Raw genomic sequence first — 20411 nt, 5'->3', positions numbered from 1 at the left:
AGCGTACGGGCAGGGCGCGCGGTCAGACGCGGGTGACCGAGGAGACGGGCATCATGCCCACGGGGTCGTAGCGGACCCGGGCGCCGGGGTACGGGGCGTGGATGACCTGCCCGTTCCCCACGTACATGGCGATGTGGCTCGCGTCCGCGCGGTAGGCGACGAGGTCGCCGGGGCGGGCCTCGGACAGCGGGATCATCCGGCCCGCGTGGCGCTGGGCCTGCGAGGTGCGCGGCAGGCTCACCCCGGCCTGGGCCCACGCCCACTTCATCAGCCCGGAGCAGTCGAAGCCGGAGGGCCCGCTCGCGCCCCACACGTACGGCAGGCCGAGGGCCCGCTGCGCGGCCAGGACGGCGACGGCGGCGCGGGGCGAGCCGGCCGGCAGCCCGGCGAGGAGTCCGGTGCCCGGCGCGCGGCCGTCGCGGGAGGCGCGGGCGTGGGCGGCCCGTTCGGAGTCCGGCAGCGTTCCCAGGAGCTGCCTGGCCCGGGCCAGCTTGTGCTGGACGGTGCGCTTGTGGCGGCCCACGGCCTCCCGGCCGCGCTCCAGGCCGGCCAGTGAGCGGGCGGCCTCGGCGCGGGTCTGGGCGAGCGCCCGGCGGGCCCTGCGCAGTTCGTCGAGGGCGTGGGCGCGGTGGGTACCGGCCAGGGTGACGGCGGCGGCCCGGTCGAGGTAGCTGTCGGGGTCGGAGGTGAGCAGCAGCGCGAGCGAGGGGTCGATGCCGCCGGACCGGTACTCCGCGCGGGCGGCGGAGCCCAGCTCGTCGCCCATGCGGTTGATGCGTTCCTGGGTGCGGGCGGCGCGGTCCTGGGCCCGGTTCACCTCGCCGCGCAGCCGGGCCACGTCCTCGCCGGCCCGGTTGTACCGCTCGGTGGCCCGTTCGGCCTCGGTGTAGAGGCGGTCGACGCGGGCGCCCACGGACTGCGGGGTGTCCTGCGGCTCGGCGTGGGCGCCTGCGGTGCCGAGCGTCGCGGCCGCGGTGGCGGCGGCCGCCGTCAGGGCGCCGGCCCGTGCGCCGCGTCCGGCTCCGGTCTTCTTGGAACGGCGATGGGACCCCACAGGACGCCGCGCTCCCTTCCGCTGTACGCAGACGCGCACGGCCCCTGCCGCCCGGACGGGCGGACCGACGTACGGGAGCCGCACAGCAGCCAGACAGTAACCGCGTGATCACACAGCGGACAAAGACGCGCCGCGCGGCGGGGGTCCACACACAGTGACGCCCCGCCGGTGACCTGTGGTCTCCGACGGGGCGGGCGTCAGTACGGGGCGCGGGAATTCGCCCGTTCGGGCGCGGTTCAGATGCGCACGGCGCCGTAGATGCTGCCGATGGTGCTCATCGATTCGTAGCGGACGTACGCGCCGGGGTACGGGGCGTGCAGGACCTTGCCGTTGCCGGCGTAGAGGCCCACGTGCTCGTTGTTGTTGAAGAAGACCAGGTCGCCGGGCTTGAGCTGGCTGACCCCGATCCGGGTGCCCTGGTTGATCTGGGTGTACGTCGTACGGGTGATGTTGGCGCCGGCCTGGGCATAGGCCCACATGGTCAGGCCCGAGCAGTCGAAGGAGTTGGGGCCGGTGGCGGAGGGGACGTACGGCTTGCCCAGGCGGGTGGCTGCGGCGTCGAGGGCGGCGGCGCCGAGTCCGGACGCGGGCGCCTCGTTGCCGAGTTCGACGCGGGCGCCGGCGGCGCGGCTGGCGCGGGCCTCGTCCTGGCGGATCTTCTCCTGCTCGGCCGCGGTGAGGGTGTTCAGGAGGCGGCGCGCCTCGGCGAGCTTGGCCTGCTGCTTCTTCTTCTTCTCGCCCAGCGTCTTGCGGACGGAGGCGAGGTCACCCAGCTTGTCCTGGGCCTCCTTGCGCTGCTGCGCGAGGGCCCGCTGCTTCTCCTGAACCTTGCTGAGGGCCTCGGTCTGCTTGGCCGTCAGCTGGTCGAGCGCGGACGCCTGGTCGAGGAAGCTGTCCGGGTCGGCGGAGAGGAAGAGCTGCACGGAGGGGTCGATGCCGCCGGAGCGGTACTGCGCGGCGGCGAGGGAACCGAGGCCGGAGCGGAGCTGGTTGAGCTCCTCCTGGCCGCGGGCCACCTTGTCCTGGATCGCGCCGATCTGCTTCTCGAGCTTCTTCTGCTTCTCCTTGGCCCCGTTGTACTGCTCGGTGGCCGCTCCCGCCTGGTGGTAGAGCTCGTCGACCTTCTCCTTGACCTCGCTCTTGGTCGGCTTGGGGTCGGCGTGGGCGGCCTGGGAGGAGAGGGCGACGGCCGCGGCGGCGGTCGCGGTGAGCACGGTCACACGAGTGCGGCTCGGCTGCTTGGGACGACGGTGGGACGCCACGGAGGCGAGCTCCTTCTTCCTCGAGCCGCCTACCGGGCCAGCGGGGGAGACGCATCCCCGGCTCCGTACACGTGACGGACTCGGCGGTTCCTTCGCCGCCACCCCGGATGGGTGAGCGACCGCGCGAAGGTTCGATGCCCGACCATAGTGACCATCTTGTGATCAGTTCAAATCCTCACACGTAAAATCTCGTCACACTCGGCACTTCTTTACCCACACCCCACGGCGTGTAGCGGCGACTTGACGGTCCGTTCCGTGAACTCGGGCCAATTGGTCGCAAGAAGCACTAAACCCGCGAAAGCCGCTTCAGGAGCAAGACGGACGCAACGGGCCTGGCCCCCGCCTTCGCCACCCCGTCGGCCACCTCGCGGTCGGTGGAGACCACCACCACGGGCCGTCCCGGCGGTTCCGCGCGCGCCAGTTGACGGATCAGCTCGTCGGCGGTGACCCCTGGCTTGCTGAACAGCACCCGTACCCCGCGCGGCGGCGCGAGCAGCACCGGCGCGGCCAGCTCCGCCCCGTCGAACACACAGGTCATCTCGGCGCCGGTACGCGCCGCCAGCGACGACAGGCCGCCGAGCAGGCGCAGCCGCTGCTTCTCCAACGGCATCTGCGGATAACCCGTCTTGGTGACGTTGTAGCCGTCCACGATGAGATGGGCCTGCGGCAGCGCCAGGAGTTGGTCGAGCAGCGCCGGATCGGTCTCCGAAAGGGCCCTGGCCGCGATGTCCTTGGGCGACATCCGCCCCGGCTCCACCGCGTCCACCCCGTCCGCGGGCCGCATCGTGGAGGGTGGCAGCGCCAGTTCGCGCCGCAGCCCGCCGGCCGCCTCCAGCACCGTGTCCAGGAGCAGCCGCAGCCGCATGTCCTCGACGGAGCGCCCCTCGCGGGCGGCCCGGCGGCTCGCCTCGACCGACGCCTCCGCCTCCCCCAGCCTCGCCCGCAGCCGCCGGGTCTCGCTCTCGGCGGCGGAGACCCGGGCCGCCGCCTCGGCCCGTACGGTGTCGGTCTCGGCGTGGGCGCGCCGCAGCGCCGCCTCGCCGCGCTTCACCTCGTTGACCGCGCTGCGCAGCTTGCGCTGGACGGAGTCCGCCTCCTTGCGGGCGGCGTCCAGTTCGGCGCGGAGCCGTTCGGTCTCGCTCTTCGTCAGGGCCCTGGCCGCGGCCAGTTCCTCGCGCAGCCGCTCCAGTTCCCGCCGGGTCTCCTCGCCGATCCGCTCGGCGTCGGCCCGCTGGACCTCCTCGCCGGCCGCCGCGACGAGCTTCACCCAGCCGTCCGGCCGCAGTACGTACGCCGCGGCCGCCACGTCCACCGGATCGGCGGCGGCGGGCGGCGCCCCGGCCTCCAGCGCGGCGGCCAGTTCCGGCTGGACCTCCCGGAGACGGTCGCCGATGCGGCGCCGGAACTGCGCGTCGCCCGCCACGGCCGCCGCCATGGCGTTCCCGGCGAACTTGGCCCGCCGGGACGCCGTGAAGCGGGCGTACTGCCTGAGCTGGGCGGGCAGTTCGGTGACCGTCAGACCGCCGAACGCGTCGGAGACCAGCGCGACGACCCGGCGCCGCACCCCTTCGGGCAGCGGGCGGTCGAGCGCCTCCACGGCGTCGCCGGCCCCTTCGGCCGACGCGGCGCCGCTCTCGGGCTGCTCCACCATCCGTCACCCCATGTGTTGTCTCCGCACGGCCCCGTCAGGAGTCGGCGCCCGGCCTGTCCACGAGCTCGATCTGGTCCACCGCGTTGCACCAACGACAGCGAACCGACTCGATGGTCTCACTGACCACCTCGCGTTCCTCGACGCTCGACTCACCGGCCAGGTCGAGATGGATGTACTCGACCACCTTGGAGGAGCGCGTCACGTCGAACCGCGTGAGGTTTCCGCAGAGCGTGCAGCGCCAGCGGGTCGTGTCGGTCGGCTGGGGAACGGTCGTCATCGGTGCGTCCTCTTTCGTCGAGCCGTGAGCTGCCGGACAAGGGTCTCGCGGTGCGCCGTCGAACTGCGGGTGTCCACCCGTCACCCTACGGCCTCGGGGCTTCCCCCCGGCACGGCGAGGCGGTCTGTCCCGTTCGCTCCGCTTGCGTCATGCTCTGTTCATGATCGATCGGCGGGGTGTGGCCGGCAGGCTCCTGCGCGCGGCCGCTTCGGGCGGGCCGCCGGTGACGCACGGGCTCATCGCCCTGTGCTGCGCGCTCTTCGTGGTCAGCCCGCTCTCCGGTTTCGTCCCGGTGCGCGGCGGGGCCGACGCGCTGCTCGCCGCCCAGGCCGGTTACTTCGAACGGTGGGGCGTCATCCCGAGCGAGCTGTGGCAGGGCTCGGCGAGCGCCCTGCTCACCCCGCTGACCGCGCTGTTCGTCCACGGCAGCTGGCTGCACCTGCTGGGGAACATGCTGTTCCTGTTCGTGTTCGGCGCGATGGCCGAGGAGCGCATGGGTCATGTGGAGTTCGCGCTGTTCTACGTCGGCTGCGGCTATCTCGCGCTGCTCGCCTACGCGGCCGCGCACGCCTCGTCCGACCAGACGCTGGTCGGCGCGTCGGGGGCGATCTCGGCGGTGCTGGGCGCGTTCCTCTATCTCTTCCCCCGGGCCAGGGTGACGAGCCTGTTCCCGTTCCTGCTGTTCCTGCCGCTGCGCTTCCCGGCCTGGGTGGTGCTGATCTTCTGGTTCGTGCTCCAGTGGCTGGCCGCCGAGGGCGCCGGAAGCGGTCCTGGGGTGGCCTACCTCGCCCATGTCGTCGGCTTCGCCACCGGCTTCCTCTACGCCTGGGCACGCTACGGCCGCGACCCACGACCCCCTAGAGTGAAAGCTCCAGCCACGGCCACCGAGGGAGAAACACAGCCGTGATCACCGCGATCGTGCTCATCAAAACCAGCGTGGACCGGATTCCCGAGATCGCCGAGGCCATCGCCGCGCTGGACAGCGTCAGCGAGGTCTTCTCGGTCACCGGCACCTACGACCTGATCGCCATGGTCCGGGTGGCCAGGCACGACGACCTCGCCGAGGTCATCCCCGGCCGCATCAGCAAGATTCCCGGCGTCGAGGGGACCGACACCCACGTGGCGTTCCGCACCTACTCGCAGCACGATCTGGAGGCCGCGTTCTCCATCGGCCTGGACGCGTAACGACGTACGACGCGCCCGCCGGGCAAGGACCCCCGTACCCTGCCCGGCGGGCGCGCGCCCGTCCCCCGTCAGCCCCGGTCGGCGGCGTCCCGGTCCGGCACGCAACGGCCGTCCTCGGTGCGGTACTGCCACCGCGCCCCGGAGGTCACCAGTTCCCGGACCGCCCGCAGGAACCGCTCGACGTGCTCGTCCGGCGTCCCGGCGCCGAAGCTGACCCGGATCGCGTTCAGCGACTTCTCCCCCGGCGCCGCCTCCGGCGCACCGCACGCCCCGGCCTCGCCCGGATCGCCGCCGAGCAGGGTGCGCACCAGCGGATGGGCGCAGAAGAGGCCGTCGCGCACCCCGATGCCGTACTCGGCGGAGAGGGCGGCGGCGAAGTGCGAACTGTTCCAGCCCGCCACCACGAACGAGATCACGCCGACCCTCGGCGCCTCGTCGCCGAACAGCGAGAGCACCTTCACCTCGGGCACCTCCGCGAGCCCGGTCAGCACCCGGTCGACGAGGTACTGCTCACGGGCGACCAGCCGGTCGAAGCCGGCCTCGGTGAGCACCTTGCAGGCGGAGGCGATGGCGTGGACGCCGATGACGTTGGGCGAACCGGCCTCGTGGCGGGCCGCGGTGGTGTGCCACTCGACGTCCACACCGCCGTCCGCGCGCCGGGCGACGGTACGGGAGGCGCCCCCGCCGGCCAGGTAGGGCTCGGCGTCGCGGAGCCAGTCGGCCCGGCCGGCCAGCACGCCCGAGCCGAACGGCGCGTACAGCTTGTGCCCGGAGAAGGCGACCCAGTCCACGTCCAGCCCGGCGATGTCCACGGGGTGGTGCGGGGCGAGCTGGGCGGCGTCCAGGACGATGCGGGCGCCGTGGGCGTGCGCGGCGGCGGCCAGGTCCCGGACGGGCCACAGCTCACCGGTGACGTTGGAGGCGCCGGTCACGCAGACGAGGGCGGGGCCGTAGGGGTCGCGGTCGGCGAGGGCCCGCTCCAGGGTGGCGACGGCCTGGGCGGGGGTGCGCGGGGCGTTCAGATACGTCACCCGGGCGTCGCGCCAGGGCAGCAGCGAGGCGTGGTGCTCGGTCTCGAAGACGAAGACCTCGCAGCCGGCGGGCAGCGCCCCGGCCAGCAGGTTCAGCGAGTCGGTGGTGGACCGGGTGAACACCACCTGGTCGTCGGGGCGGCACCCCAGGAACTCCGCCACGGTGGCCCGGCCGGCCTCGAACAGGTCGGTGGACAGCTGCGAGAGGTAGCCGGCGCCCCGGTGGACGCTGCCGTAGTACGGGGCGTAGGCGGCCACGTCGTCCCACACCCGCTTCAGCGCCGGAGCGCTCGCCGCGTAGTCCAGCGCGGCGTAGCCGACCTCGCCGCCGGTGACGAGCGGCACGAGGACATCCTCGCCCAGAACCGGCAGAGGCGCACAAATGGACTGGTCGGCGGCAGCGGTGAAGACGGACATGGCGAACTCCCGTGAGAGGCAGGCGAATTCCGCGTGCCGGCGGATACACGGCAGCACGGAGTGAAAGTGAGGAGAGGGGTGCGGAGGAGGGCGTGAAGCCCTAACGCATTCGCTGACTCACAGGAGGCTCCTTGAGGACCAAGGACCCCACGGGTGGACGTCGCACGACGTCGAGGGGTCCGCGCTTGCCGCAGACCTCGCTGCCTGCGGCCCGGTCTTCACCCGGGGCACCCCGCCACGGACGGAGGGTTGCCGGACAGCGGGCCGGGGCCGTAGTCGCTGTCACTCATGACCTGGTCGGTATCTTGCCACATGTACGGGAACGCGCAAGGCGCAGTCCATGATCCGGACTGCGCCTCGCCCCACATCCGTACGCTCAGGCGTTGCTGGCGACCACCCAGCGCTCCAGCGCGCGTTCGGCGGCACCGGAGTCGACGGCCTCGGCGGCCCGCGCCATACCGGCCCGGATCTGCTCGGTCAGCGTGCCCTCGCCCGGGTTCAGGGCGACCAGCGCCGCCGCCGAGTTGAGCAGCACGGCGTCCCGTACGGGCCCGGTCTCCCCGGCCAGCAGCCGGCGGGCCACATCGGCGTTGTACGAGGCGTCGGCGCCGCGCAGCGCCTCGACCGGGACCAGGTCGATGCCGACGTCGCGCGGGTCGAAGGACTCCTCGCGCACCGCGCCGTCCCGCGCCACCCACACCCGCGAGGTCGCCGTGGTGGTCAGCTCGTCCAGCCCGTCGTCGCCCCGGAAGACCAGGGCGGAGTTGCCGCGCTCGGCGAGCACTCCGGCGACGATGGGGGCCATCCGCAGATCGGCCACCCCGATCGCCTGCGAGCGCACCCGGGCCGGGTTGGTGAGCGGGCCCAGGATGTTGAACGTGGTCGGCGCGCCCAGCTCCGAGCGCGCCTTGGCCGCGTGGCGCAGGGCGGGGTGGAACTTCACCGCGAAGCAGAAGGTGATGCCCGCCTCCTCGGCCACCTCCACGACACGACGCGGGGTCAGCTCCAGGTTGACGCCGAGCTTGCCCAGGACGTCGGACGAGCCGCTGGCCGACGAGGCGGAGCGGCTGCCGTGCTTGACGACCTTGGCGCCGGTCCCGGCCAGGACGATGGCGGACATGGTGGAGATGTTGACGGTCTTGGCCATGTCGCCGCCGGTGCCGACGATGTCCACGGTGCGGCCGGGCACCTCGATGGTCGTGGCGTGCTCGTACATCGCGCGGACCAGGCCGGTGACCTCGGTGACCGTCTCGCCCTTGGCGCGCAGGGCCACCGCGAAGCCGGCGATCTGGGCGTCGGTGGCCTCGCCGCTCATGATGCGGTCCATGGCCCAGGCGGTGGCGTCGGCGCTCAGGTCCTCGCCGCGCAGCAGGGGGGCGAGCACGCCGGGCCAGGTGCGGGCCGCCACGCTGTCGCCGCCGTCCGGGGTCACAACGTTCATGGTCCGCTCCTGGGGGTCCACTGCCGATAGGGATCGTGGTCCACCCTATCGAGCGACGGGGACGGCAAAGAGCCCCGTCCATGGTCTGGACGGGGCTCTCGCCGTGGCGATCAGAACGGGTGATCAGTGGTGGCCGTGGCCGCTGGTGATCTCCTTGTACTCCTCGGCGGTGGGCTTGGCGATCTGGCTGTGCTCGCCGTACAGGCTCCTGCTGAGCCGTGCCCGCAGCTTCTGGAGCGCGGAGACCTTGCGCCGCACACCGTTCTCGTCGACCTCGGGGCCGATTTCGAGCGGCTCGTACTGCTCGTGCGCGGTGAGCTTGTGCAGCATCTCCGGCGACAGCGGCTCGTGGACCTCGACGAACTCACCGTGCGGCAGGCGCTTGATGAGCCCGGACTCGCGGCCGTGCAGCACCTTCTCCTTGTCGCGGCGCTGGAGGCCGAGGCAGATCCGCCGCGTGACGATGAACGCCACGACCGGACCGACGAAGAAGGCGATGCGGACGAACCAGCTGATCGCGTTCAGCGAGAGGCTGAAGTGCGTCGCCCAGATGTCGTTGCCGCCGCCGACCAGCATGACGAAGTAGATCGTCACCCAGGAGACACCGAGCGCCGTCCGGGTCGGAGCGTTGCGCGGCTTGTCCAGGATGTGGTGCTCGCGCTTGTCGCCGGTGATCCAGGACTCGATGAACGGCCAGAGCGCCAGGACACCCAGGACCAGGCCGAACAGCACCAGCGGGATGAAGACGCCCAGGACCAGCGTGTGGCCCCACAGGTTGATCTCCCAGCCCGGCATGACGCGGACGAAGCCCTCGGCGAAGCCCATGTACCAGTCCGGCTGGGCGCCCGTGGACACCTGGTCGGGACGGTACGGGCCGATCGACCAGATCGGGTTGATCGTGGCGACCGCCGCCATGATGGCGATGAAGCCGAAGACCAGGAAGAAGAACCCGCCGGCCTTCGCCATGTACACCGGGAGCAGCGGCATGCCGACGACGTTCTTGTTCGTCTTTCCGGGGCCCGCGAACTGCGTGTGCTTGTGGTAGAAGACCAGGATCAGGTGGCCGACCACGAGCCCGAGCATGATGCCCGGCAGCAGCAGGATGTGGATCGAGTAGAACCTCGCGATGATGTCGTCGCCGGGGAACTCCCCGCCGAACAGGAACATCGAGATGTACGTACCGACGATCGGCGTCGCCAGGATCGCGCCCTGGGTGAAGCGGACACCCGTGCCCGAGAGCAGGTCGTCCGGCAGCGAGTAACCGGTGAAGCCGGTGAACATGCCGAGGACGAACAGCAGGAAGCCGAACAGCCAGTTGATCTCGCGCGGCTTGCGGTACGCACCGGTGAAGAACACCCGGAACATGTGCACGAACATGCCCGCGAGGAACACGATCGCGGCCCAGTGGTGGATCTGCCGGACGAGCAGACCACCGCGGACGTCGAAGCTGATGTCCAGCGTCGAGGCGTACGCCTCGGACATCCGGATGCCCTGCATGGGCTCGTACGGGCCGTGGTAGACGACCTCGGCCATGCTCGGCTGGAAGAACAGCGTCAGATACACACCCGTGAGGATGATGATGATGAAGCTGTAGAGGCAGATCTCCCCGAGCATGAAGGACCAGTGGTCCGGGAAGATCTTCCGCATGTTGGCCTTGGCGAGGGAGTAGATCCCCAGCCGGCCGTCGGCCCAGTCGGCCACCCGCTCACCGGCGGGTGCCTTGCGGTTGCCCGACGCGGGGGCGTCGGGTGTGTTCGTCGCAGTACTCATCCGCGCTCCCAGAATGCAGGACCGACGGGCTCTTCGAAGTCGCCGAGCGCTTCGAGGTTGCCCTCGCTGTTCACGCCGATCCGCAGCTGCGGGAGGGCGTGACCGGCCGGACCGAAGATGACGCGGGCGCCGTCGGCAAGGTCGAAGGTGGACTGGTGGCACGGGCAGAGCACGTGGTGCGTCTGCTGCTCGTAGAGGCTGATCGGGCAGCCGACGTGGGTGCAGATCTTCGAGAAGGCCACGATGCCCTCGTGGGCCCACTCGCGCTCGCGCTTGTCCTTGATGTCGTCCGGCTCGATGCGGACGATCATCAGCGCGGCCTTGGCGATCTGCGACTGGAAGTCGTGCGCGTCCTCCTCCAGGCCCTCGGGCATGGCGAAGGTGAGCGAACCGACGACGACGTCCTCGGGACGCAGCGGCTGCATGGTGTTCATGTTGACGAGCTGCTTGCCCTTGGCCCACAGGGTCTTGCGGAGCTTGTCCTCCGGCAGCGGACCCAGGTCGCGCAGCAGCACCACACCGGAGAGCGGCACCAGGGCCAGCGCGCCGAACATGGTGTTGCGGATCAGCTTGCGCCGGCCGAGCGCCGACTCACGGGCGCCGTCGGCGAAGTCGGACAGGACCTTCGCCTTGACCTCGGGAGAGGCCTCGATCGGGTGCCGGTCGTCGGCGACCTCGACGTCGGACATCAGGGTGCGCGCCCAGTGGACGGCACCGGCGCCGATCAGGAAGAGCGCCAGCCCCAGGGAAAGACCCAGGGAGAAGTTGAGCGCGCTCACGTGCCCGATCGGGAAGATGTAGACGATCTTGTCGACCGGGAAGATGACGTAGGAGGCGATGAACGCCACCGTCGCCAGCATGGACAACAGGAACATCAGCGCGACGGTGCGCTCGGAGCGCTTCGCGGCCCGCTCGTCGATGTCCTGGATGCGCGGCCGGTGGGCCGGCAGTCCCGGATCGGCGAACGGGTCGTCGTGCGCCCTGGCCACCGCGTCGTGCGCGGCGTCGCCCTGCTCGTCGGGCAGGTTCTCTTCTGGAATCTCTTGGCTACTCATGACTTCTTGGCCTTAGCGGTGTGGGCCGCGACCCAGACGGCGATTGCGATCAGACCACCCAGGCCGAAGATCCAGCCGAACAGACCCTCGCTGACCGGACCCAGACCACCGAGGCTGAGACCGCCGGGGGATGCCGTGTCGGAGCTGTTGACGGTCTTGACGTAGGCGATGATGTCCCGCTTCTGCTTCTCGGGCATCGTCGAGTCGGGGAAGGACGGCATGTTCTGCGGGCCGGTGACCATGGCCTCGTAGAGGTGCTTCGGGCTCACACCCTCCAGGTCCGGCGCGTACTTGCCGTCCGTCAGGGCCCCGCCCCGGCCGGTGAAGTTGTGGCACTGCGCGCAGTTGGTGCGGAAGAGCTCGCCACCCTTGGCGATGTCCGCACCCGCCGGGTCGACCTGGCTCTTGGTCGGGACGACCGGACCGGCGCCGAGCGACGCGACGTACGCCGCGAGCTGGTCGATCTCGGCCTGGCTGTAGATGACCTTCTTCTTGGGCACCTGGGCGCCCGGCTGCTGCGCGGGCATCCGGCCGGTGCCGACCTGGAAGTCCACGGCGGCGGAGCCCACGCCGACAAGCTGGGGCCCGTCGGTGGTCCCCTGACCGCCGGTCCCGTGGCAGCTGGCGCAACCGACGGAGTACAGCTTCTTGCCCTCTTCGATGGCGAGGGACTGGGCGGTGTCGTCGGCCTGTGCCTTGCTCGCGGGCGCAAACGCGGCGTACAGCCCCCCGGTGGCCGCCAGCGCGAGGAGTAGTACGACGACCGCCGCCAACGGATGGCGTCGTCGTGCGGAGAGCTTTTTCACGGATTACCCCGGTGTCAGGATCTTCTGCGTCGATGCTGGATGTGGTTCGGGCTCGGGCCCGGTTACTTGATCATGTAGATCGTGGCGAAGAGGCCGATCCACACGACATCGACGAAGTGCCAGTAATAGGACACGACGATGGCAGCGGTCGCCTGGTCATGGGTGAACCTCTTGGCCGCGTACGTCCTGCCCAGGACGAACAGGAAGGCGATGAGACCGCCTGTCACATGCAGACCGTGGAAGCCGGTGGTCAGGTAGAACACCGAGCCGTACGGGTCGGAGGACAGCGAGAGGCCGTCCTTCTTCACCAGCTCCGTGTACTCGAAGATCTGGCCTCCGATGAAGATCGAACCCATCACGAAAGTGATCACGAACCAGGCACGGAGCTTCTTCACATCGCCCCGCTCCGCGGCGAAGACGCCGAGCTGGCAGGTGAGTGAGGAGAGAACCAGGATCGTGGTGTTCGTCGCCGCGAACGGGAAGTTCAGGGCGGACGCCATTTCCTCCCAGTGCTCTGGTCCGGTCACCGATCGCAGGGTGAAGTACATCGCGAAGAGGGCCGCGAAGAACATCAGCTCGGAGCTCAACCAGATGATGGTTCCGACGCTGGTGAGGTTCGGTCGATTGACCGACGGGTGCGCGTGCCCGGTATCTACTGTCGTTGCTGTCGCCACGCCGACATTATGTCGGTCGCTTATCCCGCCCTCACTCCGGGGGGTGCCGTTCGGTGTGTCAGGGGTGTGTGTCCTGCCCGAACGGCCCAGGGAAGCCGGGTACGAACCGGTGCTGACACGCTGTCGGTCGGAGTACGATCCGCGCATCGGAGGGTGCCCGTACGGCGGGTGCCCCGAGTGCCCCGAAGACACGGATGTCACGGAGGAACCATGCAGCCGACCGCCACGGTCCTGGTCTACAGCGACAACGCGCACACCCGTGAGCAGGTGAGGCTGGCAGCAGGGCGCAGGCCCGCCGCGGACGTGCCGCAGGTGCAGTTCCTGGAGTGCGCCACCCTGCCGGCCGTCCTGGAGGCCCTGGACCGCGGGGGTGTGGACGTCTGCGTGCTGGACGGCGAGACCGCCCCGGCGGGCGGCATGGGCGTCTGCCGGCAGATCAAGGACGAGATCTTCCGCTGCCCGCCGGTCCTGGTGCTCATCGGGCGCCCGCAGGACGCCTGGCTGGCCACCTGGAGCCGTGCGGACGCCGCTGTGACGCTGCCGGTGGAGCCGGTGGAGTTCGCCGACTCCCTGGCCTCCCTGCTGCGTTCCCGGCTCTCCGTGGGGGCCTGAGCCCCCTCCGCATGCGGTGCGGCGCGCCCCCGGTCGTCAGACGCGGGGGCGCAGCCGTGCCGCCCGGACCTTGTCGACCCTCGGCGCCGTGGTGTCGTTGTGCAGGGCGCTGCCCTGCTGCCACTTGGCCCAGGACAGGTTCCAGTCGCCGTAGCCGTTGTCGAAGGGCGTCATGGTCTCGCCGTCGCTGCCGACGACGCTGACGATGTCGCCCTTGCGCACGGTGTTGTAGAACCACTCGGCCTCGCCGGTGCTCATGCCCGTGCAGCCGTGGCTCACGTTGGCGTAGCCCTGCGAGCCGGTGGACCAGGGCGCCGCGTGCACGTATTCGCCGCTCCAGGTCACCCGCGTGGCGTAGTAGACGTCGAGGTCGTACGAGTCCGGTGAGCCGGCCGCGATGCCGATGGACTCCCCGCGCATACGTACGAGGTACTCCTTCTCCAGTACGACCTTGACGCCGTTGCGCGTGTCGAAGCCCGGTTTGCCGGTGGTGACTGGAATGGTGTTGATCACTTCCCCGTTGCGGAGCACGGTCATGACGTGCTCGGCGGCGTCGGTGACGGCTTCGATGCGGTCGCCGGTGGTGATCTTCAGCGGCTTCGCGGGCGCCCCGTAGAGCGCGTTGGTCACCTTGATGCCGGTGAGGTTGCTGCTGACCTCGATGCCGGCATTCGTCGGCCAGTACTCCTTGGGCCGGTAGTGCAGCGTCTTGTCGTCGACCCAGTACCAGGACCCGGTGACCGCGGGCGTGGAGCGCACCTTGAGGCCGCGCTCGACGGTGGCGCGGGATGCGTTGTCGGTGACCGGGGCGCTGAGCGTGGCCGTGAGCGGCTGCCCGACGCCGTAGGTGCCCGCCTGCGGGCCGAAGGTGACCTTGAGGAACTTGGTGGCGCGCGCCGTGTCGAACGACATCGTGCGGGTGCCCGGGGCCCCGTCGTCGTCCTCCATGCGGACTTTGACGGTGTAACGGGTGCCTGCGGCCAGCGGGGCCGTCGAGTGCCAGCGGAGCCCGTCCGCGTCGAGTTCGCCCGCCAGATGGCGTCCTGCGGCGTCCACGGCCGTGACGTCGGTGATCCGTCCGTCGTCGGCGTCGACCCGGACCTCCAGCGGTTTGTCGGGGTCGACCTTCTTGCCGCCGTCCGGCGTGTTGAAGGAGATCTCGCCGGCCGCGTCGAACGGCTGGGCCGAGAGGGGGTGACCATCGGAATCCCCGCAGCCCGCCGCCCCGGCGACCAGAGTCGCGGCCAGCAGAGTGCAGCTCACTACGGGACGGATGCGTGGCGTGTGGTTCATGAACTCACGCTAAGAACATTCGTCCGTTTCAGCGCGCGGGACGACTGCAAACGGGGGGCCGACACTTCGCGGTGGAAGTGTCGGCCCCCCGTCAGGTGGAGCGGTGTGCTAGTGGCCTCGCGGCCTTACTGAGTGCGGTTCTCACCGTGGTAGTACTCGAACACCCAGCCGAAGATGCTGATCAGGATGATCGGCATCGAGAAGTACATCAGCCACCAGCCGACGGCGATGCTGAGAAAGGCGAACGCGCCGCCGATCGCCAGCGCGAGCGGCTGCCAGCTGTGCGGGGAGAAGAACCCCACCTCGCCGGCCTCGTCGGCCACGTCGGCTTCCTTGTTGTCCTGCGCCATGGCGTCGACCCGCCGGGCCGTGAAGGCCAGGTAGAAGCCGACCATGATGCTCAGGCCGAACGCGAGGAACAGGGCGGTGGTACCGACCGGCTCCTTCGACCAGACCCCGTACGTGATGGCCATGACCAGCATGAACACCGAGAGGCCGAGGAACATCTTGCCCTGGATCTTCACTTGCCCGCCTCCTTGCCGCCGGCGAGGGCCTTGTCGTCATCGGCGGCGTGGTCGAGCTGCTCCAGCGCGGTGATCTCCGGGTGGTGCAGGTCGAACGCCGGGGATTCCGAACGGATGCGGGGCAGCGTGAGGAAGTTGTGCCGGGGCGGCGGGCAGGAGGTCGCCCACTCCAGCGAACGGCCGTAGCCCCACGGGTCGTCGACCTCGACCTTCTTGCCGTACTTCGCGGTCTTCCAGATGTTGTAGAAGAACGGCAGGATCGACAGGCCGAGCAGGAACGAGGAGATCGTCGAGATCGTGTTCAGCGCGGTGAAGCCGTCCGCGGCCAGGTAGTCCGCGTACCGGCGCGGCATGCCCTCGGCGCCCAGCCAGTGCTGGACCAGGAACGTGCCGTGGAAGCCGATGAACAGCGTCCAGAAGGTGATCTTGCCGAGCCGCTCGTCCAGCATCTTGCCGGTGAACTTCGGCCACCAGAAGTGGAAGCCGGAGAACATCGCGAACACCACGGTGCCGAAGACCACGTAGTGGAAGTGCGCCACCACGAAGTACGAGTCGGAGACGTGGAAGTCCATCGGCGGCGAGGCCAGGATGACACCGGTCAGACCACCGAAGGTGAAGGTGATCAGGAAGCCGATCGCCCAGAGCATCGGTGTCTCGAAGGACAACGAGCCCTTCCACATCGTTCCGATCCAGTTGAAGAACTTCACCCCGGTGGGTACCGCGATGAGGAACGTCATGAAGGAGAAGAACGGTAGGAGCACACCGCCGGTGACATACATGTGGTGGGCCCACACGGTCACCGAGAGGCCGGCGATGGAAATCGTCGCGGCCACCAGGCCGATGTATCCGAACATCGGCTTGCGGCTGAATACCGGGATGACTTCGGAAATGATTCCGAAGAACGGCAGGGCGATGATGTACACCTCTGGATGGCCGAAGAACCAGAAGAGGTGTTGCCACAGCAGCGCGCCGCCATTGGCCGCGTCGAAGATATGGGCACCGAACTTGCGGTCCGCCTCCAGGGCGAACAGCGCGGCCGCCAGGACCGGGAAGGCCAGCAGGACCAGCACACCGGTCAGCAGGACGTTCCAGGTGAAGATCGGCATGCGGAACATCGTCATGCCGGGCGCGCGCATGCAGATGATCGTGGTGATGAAGTTGACCGAACCGAGGATCGTACCGAACCCGGAGAAGGTCAGACCCATGATCCACATGTCGGCGCCGACACCCGGCGAGCGGACGGCGTCCGAGAGCGGGGCGTAGGCGAACCAGCCGAAGTCGGCCGCACCCTGGGGGGTGAGGAACCCGGCCACCGCGATGAGCGAGCCGAAGAGGTACAGCCAGTACGCGAACATGTTCAGCCGCGGGAACGCCACGTCGGGCGCGCCGATCTGCAGCGGCATGATCCAGTTCGCGAACCCGGCGAACAGCGGCGTCGCGAACATCAGCAGCATGATCGTGCCGTGCATCGTGAACGCCTGGTTGAACTGCTCGTTCGACATGATCTGCGTGCCCGGACGGGCCAGCTCGGCGCGCATGAAGAGCGCCATCAGACCGCCGATGCAGAAGAACGCGAACGAGGTGACCAGGTACATCGTGCCGATCGTCTTGTGGTCAGTGGTGGTCAGCCACTTGATGACGACGTTTCCCGGCTGCTTGCGCCGGACCGGCAGTTCGTCCTCGTACGAGTCGTCTGCTGGCGCGGCACCCTGGGGTTCGTTGAGGATGCTCACAGTTTGTTCGTCTCCGCATTCCTGGCCGGGTCAGTCTGCTCGATGCCGGCCGGCACGTAGCCCGTCTGACCCTTCTCCGCCAGCTCCTTGAGGTGCGCCTGGTAGCGCTCCGGGGAGACGACCTTGACGTTGAAGAGCATCCGGGAGTGGTCGACGCCGCAGAGCTCGGCGCACTTGCCCAGGAAGGTGCCCTCCTGGGTGGCGGTCACCTCGAAGGCGTTGGTGTGGCCCGGAATGACGTCCTGCTTCATGAGGAACGGCACCACCCAGAAGGAGTGGATGACGTCACGCGAAGTCAGGATGAAACGGACCTTCTCCCCCTTGGGCAGCCACAGGGTCGGGCCGGGGTTGCCCGTCTGGGGGTTCCGGTCTCCCGGGATACCGGCGTCGTACACGCCGTCGGCACCCTTGGGGAAGGCCTTCTGGAACCGGTCCGGAATGGCATCGAGTTCCTTGGGGATCTCGTTGCCCGTGGTGGCGGAGCCGTCCACGTCCTCGATGTAGTTGAAGGCCCAGCTCCACTGGTAGCCGACCACGTTGATGGTGTGGGCCGGCTTGTCGGAGAGCGAGAGGAGCTTCGTCTCGTCCCGTGCGGTGAAGTAGAACAACACCGAGACGATGATCAGGGGGACCACGGTGTACAGCGCCTCGATGGGCATGTTGTACCGGGTCTGCGGAGGTACCTCCACCTTGGTGCGGCTGCGCCGGTGGAAGATGACGCTCCACAGGATCAGACCCCAGACAAGCACGCCCGTGGCGAGCGCTGCCGCCCACGAGCCCTGCCAGAGGGAAAGAATCCGTGGGGCCTCTTCCGTTACCGGCGTAGGCATTCCAAGGCGGGGGAAGTCCTTGTACGTGCAACCGGTGGCGGTCGCCAGGATCAGGCCCGCAGTCAGCACCTGCGGCAGCTTCCGCCGCATCGGGCGCCGCGACGAGCGGTCGGAGCCGTTGGGACTCACGTAGCGCCTTCCCGAGAGTCTCGCCCGCACGGTCGGCGCGGCCGTGTCGCTGGTCGGTCGCCGGCCCTGTACGGGCAGGGGTTTGGATGTTTATGCGGACCAAACCCTACTGGACGCCATTTGGGGTCGCGCGGGGAGGGTGCCCAACGCGCCGCCCGACTCCCCGAAGGGGTGGAATATGCGCCTCCGACCGCCATCTGACGCCCCCTCTCCCGCCCCCGGCCCGGCCGGTCGTGGCCGGGGGCGGGCTAGCGTGGCCGGATGCCCTACTTCGACGCGGCGTCCGCCGCCCCCCTGCATCCCGTCGCCCGCCAGGCCCTGCTTGCCGCGCTGGACGAGGGCTGGGCCGATCCGGCCCGGCTGTACCGCGAGGGGCGGCGAGCCCGGCTGCTGCTGGACGCCGCGCGGGAGGCGGCCGCGGAGGGCGTCGGCTGCCGTCCGGACGAGCTGACGTTCACTCCTTCGGGCACCCGCGCGGTGCACGCCGGAATTTCCGGGGCGCTCGCGGGACGTCGGCGTGTCGGCCGCCATCTGGTGGTGTCGGCGGTCGAACACTCGTCGGTGCTCCACTCCGCTGCGGACCACGAGGACCGGGGCGGCACGGTGAGCCGGGTGCCGGTGGAGCGGACCGGGGCGGTGGACGCGGGGACGTACGGGCAGGCGCTGCGCGAGGACACCGCGCTGGCCTGTCTGCAGTCGGCCAGCCACGAGGTCGGCACCGAGCAGCCGGTGGCCGACGTGGCCGCGCTCTGCCGGTCGGCCGGGGTGCCGCTCCTTGTGGACGCCGCCCAGTCGCTGGCCTGGGGGCCGGTGCCGGAGGGCTGGTCGCTGCTGGCGGGCAGCGCGCACAAGTGGGGCGGGCCGGCCGGGGTCGGGCTGCTCGCGGTGCGCAAGGGTGTCCGGTTCGCGCCCCGGGGGCCGTCCGACGAGCGGGAGTCGGGGCGGGCGCCGGGCTTCGAGAACCTGCCGGCGATCGTCGCGGCGGCCGCGTCGCTGCGGGCGGTGCGGGCGGAGGCGGCCGCCGAGTCGGTGCGGCTGCGGGCGCTGGTGGACCGGCTGCGGACCCGGGTGCCCGAACTGGTGCCCGATGTGGAGGTGGTCGGCGACCCGGTGCGGCGGCTGCCGCATCTGCTCACCTTCTCCTGTCTCTATGTCGATGGGGAGACATTGCTCCAGGAGCTGGACCGGGCCGGTTTCTCCGTGTCGTCCGGTTCGTCCTGCACCAGCAGCACGCTGACGCCGAGCCATGTGCTCAAGGCGATGGGGGTGCTGTCGGAGGGCAACGTGCGGGTCTCGCTGCCGGTGGGCACCGCGGAGGAGGACGTCGACCGCTTCCTGGCCGTGCTGCCGGGCCTGGTCGCCGGGGTGCGCGAGAAGCTGGCGGCGCCCGCGGCGGCCCCCTCCCCCGCGCCGGTCTCCGTGCCGGCCCCCGCCCCGGCCGACTCGCTGGTGCTCGACACACTGGGCAAGCGGTGCCCCGTTCCGGTGATCGAACTCGCAAAGGTGATCGGAGGGGTACCCGTGGGCGCCACGGTGACCGTGCTCTCCGACGACGAGGCGGCCCGGCTCGACATCCCCGCCTGGTGCGCGATGCGGGAGCAGGAGTACGTGGGCGAGGAGCCGGCGGACCGGGGCGCGGCCCATGTGGTCCGCCGGCTCTCCTGAGACGGTGCGCCGGGCCCGGTGCGTCAGGCCAGGTGCGTACGGACCTCGGCGGCGGCCTCGTGGCCGTACGCCTTGGTGAAGCGGTCCATGAAGTGGGCGCGGTGCAGGGTGTACTCCTGGGTGCCGACCGTCTCGATCACGAGCGTGGCGAGCATGCAGCCCACCTGGGCGGCCCGCTCCAGGCCGACGCCCCAGGCGAGGCCGGAGAGGAAACCGGCGCGGAAGGCGTCGCCGACGCCGGTGGGGTCGGCCTTGACGTTCTCCTCGGGGCAGCCGACCTCGATGGGCTCCTCGCCGACCCGCTCGATGCGCACGCCCTGTGCGCCGAGCGTGGTGACCCGGTGGCCGACCCTGGCCAGGATCTCCTCGTCGGTCCAGCCGGTCTTGGACTCGATGAGCCCCTTCTCGTACTCGTTGGAGAAGAGGTACGTGGCGCCTTCGAGGAGGATGCGGATCTCGTCGCCGTCCATGCGGGCGATCTGCTGCGAGAAGTCCGCGGCGAACGGGATGCCGCGGGTGCGGCACTCCTCGGTGTGCCGGAGCATGCCCTCGGGGTCGTCGGCGCCGATGGAGACGAGGTCGAGGCCGCCCACCCGGTCGGCGACGGCCTTCAGCTCGATGAGCCGGGCCTCGCTCATGGCGCCGGTGTAGAAGGAGCCGATCTGGTTGTGGTCGGCGTCGGTGGTGCAGACGAAGCGGGCGGTGTGCAGGACCTCGGAGATCCGCACCGAGCCGGTGTCCACGCCGTGCCGGTCGAGCCAGGCGCGGTACTCGTCGAAGTCCGAGCCGGCCGCGCCGACCAGGATCGGCCGGGCGCCGAGCAGGCCCATGCCGAAGCAGATGTTGGCGGCGACCCCTCCCCGGCGCACGTCCAGGTTGTCGACCAGGAAGGAGAGGGAGACCGTGTGCAGCTGGTCCGCGACCAGCTGGTCGGCGAAGCGGCCGGGGAAGGTCATGAGGTGGTCGGTGGCGATGGAGCCGGTGACTGCGATACGCACGGAG

19 protein-coding genes and 1 riboswitch are annotated in these 20411 nt (G+C 70.1%); of the genes, 4 read left to right on the top strand and 15 right to left on the bottom strand.

From position 1 onward, the window contains the following. Window positions 1-22: 22 nt before the first annotated feature. The 4 genes from DNK56_RS09950 to DNK56_RS09935 form a co-directional block, all read right to left on the bottom strand. Window positions 23-1054 carry a C40 family peptidase gene (locus DNK56_RS09950; RefSeq protein WP_111332543.1) on the bottom strand — a complete coding sequence of 344 codons (1032 nt, stop codon included), beginning with the start codon at window positions 1052-1054 and terminating at the stop codon, window positions 23-25. Between the two features lie 236 nt (window positions 1055-1290). After that, window positions 1291-2316 (bottom strand): C40 family peptidase, encoded by a 1026-nt coding sequence (locus DNK56_RS09945; protein WP_199563803.1) that lies wholly within the window; start codon window positions 2314-2316, stop codon window positions 1291-1293. Between the two features lie 286 nt (window positions 2317-2602). Beyond that, window positions 2603-3964, bottom strand: a complete 1362-nt coding sequence (locus DNK56_RS09940; RefSeq protein WP_199563849.1) for an NYN domain-containing protein — start codon at window positions 3962-3964, stop codon at window positions 2603-2605. Window positions 3965-4001: 37 nt separating this feature from the next. Next, on the bottom strand, window positions 4002-4244 hold the full coding sequence (locus DNK56_RS09935; protein ID WP_111332536.1) for a hypothetical protein: 243 nt from the start codon (window positions 4242-4244) through the stop codon (window positions 4002-4004). A gap of 160 nt (window positions 4245-4404) precedes the next feature. Here DNK56_RS09935 and DNK56_RS09930 point away from each other — a divergent pair, with 160 nt between their 5' ends. Together DNK56_RS09930 and DNK56_RS09925 are read left to right on the top strand one after the other, a co-directional pair. Beyond that, complete coding sequence (locus DNK56_RS09930) at window positions 4405-5151, top strand: rhomboid family intramembrane serine protease (protein WP_199563804.1); 747 nt, start codon at window positions 4405-4407, stop codon at window positions 5149-5151. Then, a complete protein-coding gene (locus tag DNK56_RS09925) occupies window positions 5148-5429 on the top strand; it encodes an Lrp/AsnC family transcriptional regulator (protein WP_111332534.1) in 282 nt (93 codons plus the stop codon). Before DNK56_RS09930 ends, DNK56_RS09925 begins: the two co-directional genes overlap by 4 nt. A 68-nt stretch (window positions 5430-5497) precedes the next feature. On the opposite strand, the gene DNK56_RS09920 is transcribed toward DNK56_RS09925, so the two are convergent. From DNK56_RS09920 to ctaE, 6 genes are all read right to left on the bottom strand, one after another. After that, window positions 5498-6877, bottom strand: a complete 1380-nt coding sequence (locus tag DNK56_RS09920; protein ID WP_111332532.1) for an aminotransferase class V-fold PLP-dependent enzyme — start codon at window positions 6875-6877, stop codon at window positions 5498-5500. A gap of 176 nt (window positions 6878-7053) precedes the next feature. Then, window positions 7054-7171: riboswitch (SAM riboswitch) on the bottom strand. 82 nt (window positions 7172-7253) lie between these two features. After that, a complete protein-coding gene (trpD, locus tag DNK56_RS09915) occupies window positions 7254-8318 on the bottom strand; it encodes an anthranilate phosphoribosyltransferase (RefSeq protein ID WP_111332529.1) in 1065 nt (354 codons plus the stop codon). A gap of 123 nt (window positions 8319-8441) precedes the next feature. Next, window positions 8442-10088, bottom strand: coding sequence for a cytochrome bc1 complex cytochrome b subunit (gene qcrB, locus DNK56_RS09910; protein ID WP_111332527.1), 1647 nt, complete (start codon window positions 10086-10088; stop codon window positions 8442-8444). Further along, entirely contained in the window at window positions 10085-11143 is a 1059-nt protein-coding gene (qcrA, locus tag DNK56_RS09905) for a cytochrome bc1 complex Rieske iron-sulfur subunit (RefSeq protein ID WP_111332525.1), read from the bottom strand. Before qcrA ends, qcrB begins: the two co-directional genes overlap by 4 nt. Further along, a complete protein-coding gene (gene qcrC, locus DNK56_RS09900; RefSeq protein WP_111332523.1) occupies window positions 11140-11949 on the bottom strand; it encodes a cytochrome bc1 complex diheme cytochrome c subunit in 810 nt (269 codons plus the stop codon). The genes qcrA and qcrC overlap by 4 nt, the downstream gene beginning before the upstream one ends. 62 nt (window positions 11950-12011) lie before the next feature. Next, window positions 12012-12623 (bottom strand): aa3-type cytochrome oxidase subunit III, encoded by a 612-nt coding sequence (gene ctaE / locus DNK56_RS09895; RefSeq protein ID WP_111332521.1) that lies wholly within the window; start codon window positions 12621-12623, stop codon window positions 12012-12014. Window positions 12624-12833: 210 nt separating this feature from the next. Between ctaE and DNK56_RS09890 the strand changes: the two genes are divergently transcribed. After that, a complete protein-coding gene (locus tag DNK56_RS09890; RefSeq protein WP_111332519.1) occupies window positions 12834-13235 on the top strand; it encodes a hypothetical protein in 402 nt (133 codons plus the stop codon). A 36-nt stretch (window positions 13236-13271) separates the two neighbouring features. On the opposite strand, the gene DNK56_RS09885 is transcribed toward DNK56_RS09890, so the two are convergent. The 4 genes from DNK56_RS09885 to ctaC all read right to left on the bottom strand — a co-directional run bounded on the left by DNK56_RS09885 (window position 13272) and on the right by ctaC (window position 17744). Further along, window positions 13272-14528, bottom strand: coding sequence for a L,D-transpeptidase (locus DNK56_RS09885; RefSeq protein WP_111332516.1), 1257 nt, complete (start codon window positions 14526-14528; stop codon window positions 13272-13274). A gap of 125 nt (window positions 14529-14653) precedes the next feature. Then, the gene (locus tag DNK56_RS09880; RefSeq protein WP_111332514.1) at window positions 14654-15052 is read right to left on the bottom strand and encodes a cytochrome c oxidase subunit 4; all 399 of its coding nucleotides are present in this window, start codon (window positions 15050-15052) and stop codon (window positions 14654-14656) included. Then, window positions 15049-16785: an aa3-type cytochrome oxidase subunit I gene (gene ctaD, locus DNK56_RS09875; protein ID WP_111332512.1), complete on the bottom strand. Its 1737-nt coding sequence runs from the start codon at window positions 16783-16785 to the stop codon at window positions 15049-15051. The genes DNK56_RS09880 and ctaD overlap by 4 nt, the downstream gene beginning before the upstream one ends. Beyond that, entirely contained in the window at window positions 16782-17744 is a 963-nt protein-coding gene (ctaC, locus tag DNK56_RS09870; protein ID WP_111332509.1) for an aa3-type cytochrome oxidase subunit II, read from the bottom strand. The genes ctaD and ctaC overlap by 4 nt, the downstream gene beginning before the upstream one ends. A 261-nt stretch (window positions 17745-18005) precedes the next feature. Here ctaC and DNK56_RS09865 point away from each other — a divergent pair, with 261 nt between their 5' ends. After that, window positions 18006-19409 carry a cysteine desulfurase/sulfurtransferase TusA family protein gene (locus DNK56_RS09865; RefSeq protein WP_111332506.1) on the top strand — a complete coding sequence of 468 codons (1404 nt, stop codon included), beginning with the start codon at window positions 18006-18008 and terminating at the stop codon, window positions 19407-19409. A 23-nt stretch (window positions 19410-19432) separates the two neighbouring features. On the opposite strand, the gene DNK56_RS09860 is transcribed toward DNK56_RS09865, so the two are convergent. Next, the gene (locus DNK56_RS09860; protein WP_111332504.1) at window positions 19433-20407 is read right to left on the bottom strand and encodes a carbohydrate kinase family protein; all 975 of its coding nucleotides are present in this window, start codon (window positions 20405-20407) and stop codon (window positions 19433-19435) included. Window positions 20408-20411 lie beyond the last annotated feature (4 nt).

Origin of the sequence: Streptomyces sp. AC1-42W, from assembly GCF_003248355.1 — a bacterium.
Taxonomy (GTDB): domain Bacteria; phylum Actinomycetota; class Actinomycetes; order Streptomycetales; family Streptomycetaceae; genus Streptomyces.
This window is presented reverse-complemented; position numbering and strand designations above follow the sequence as displayed.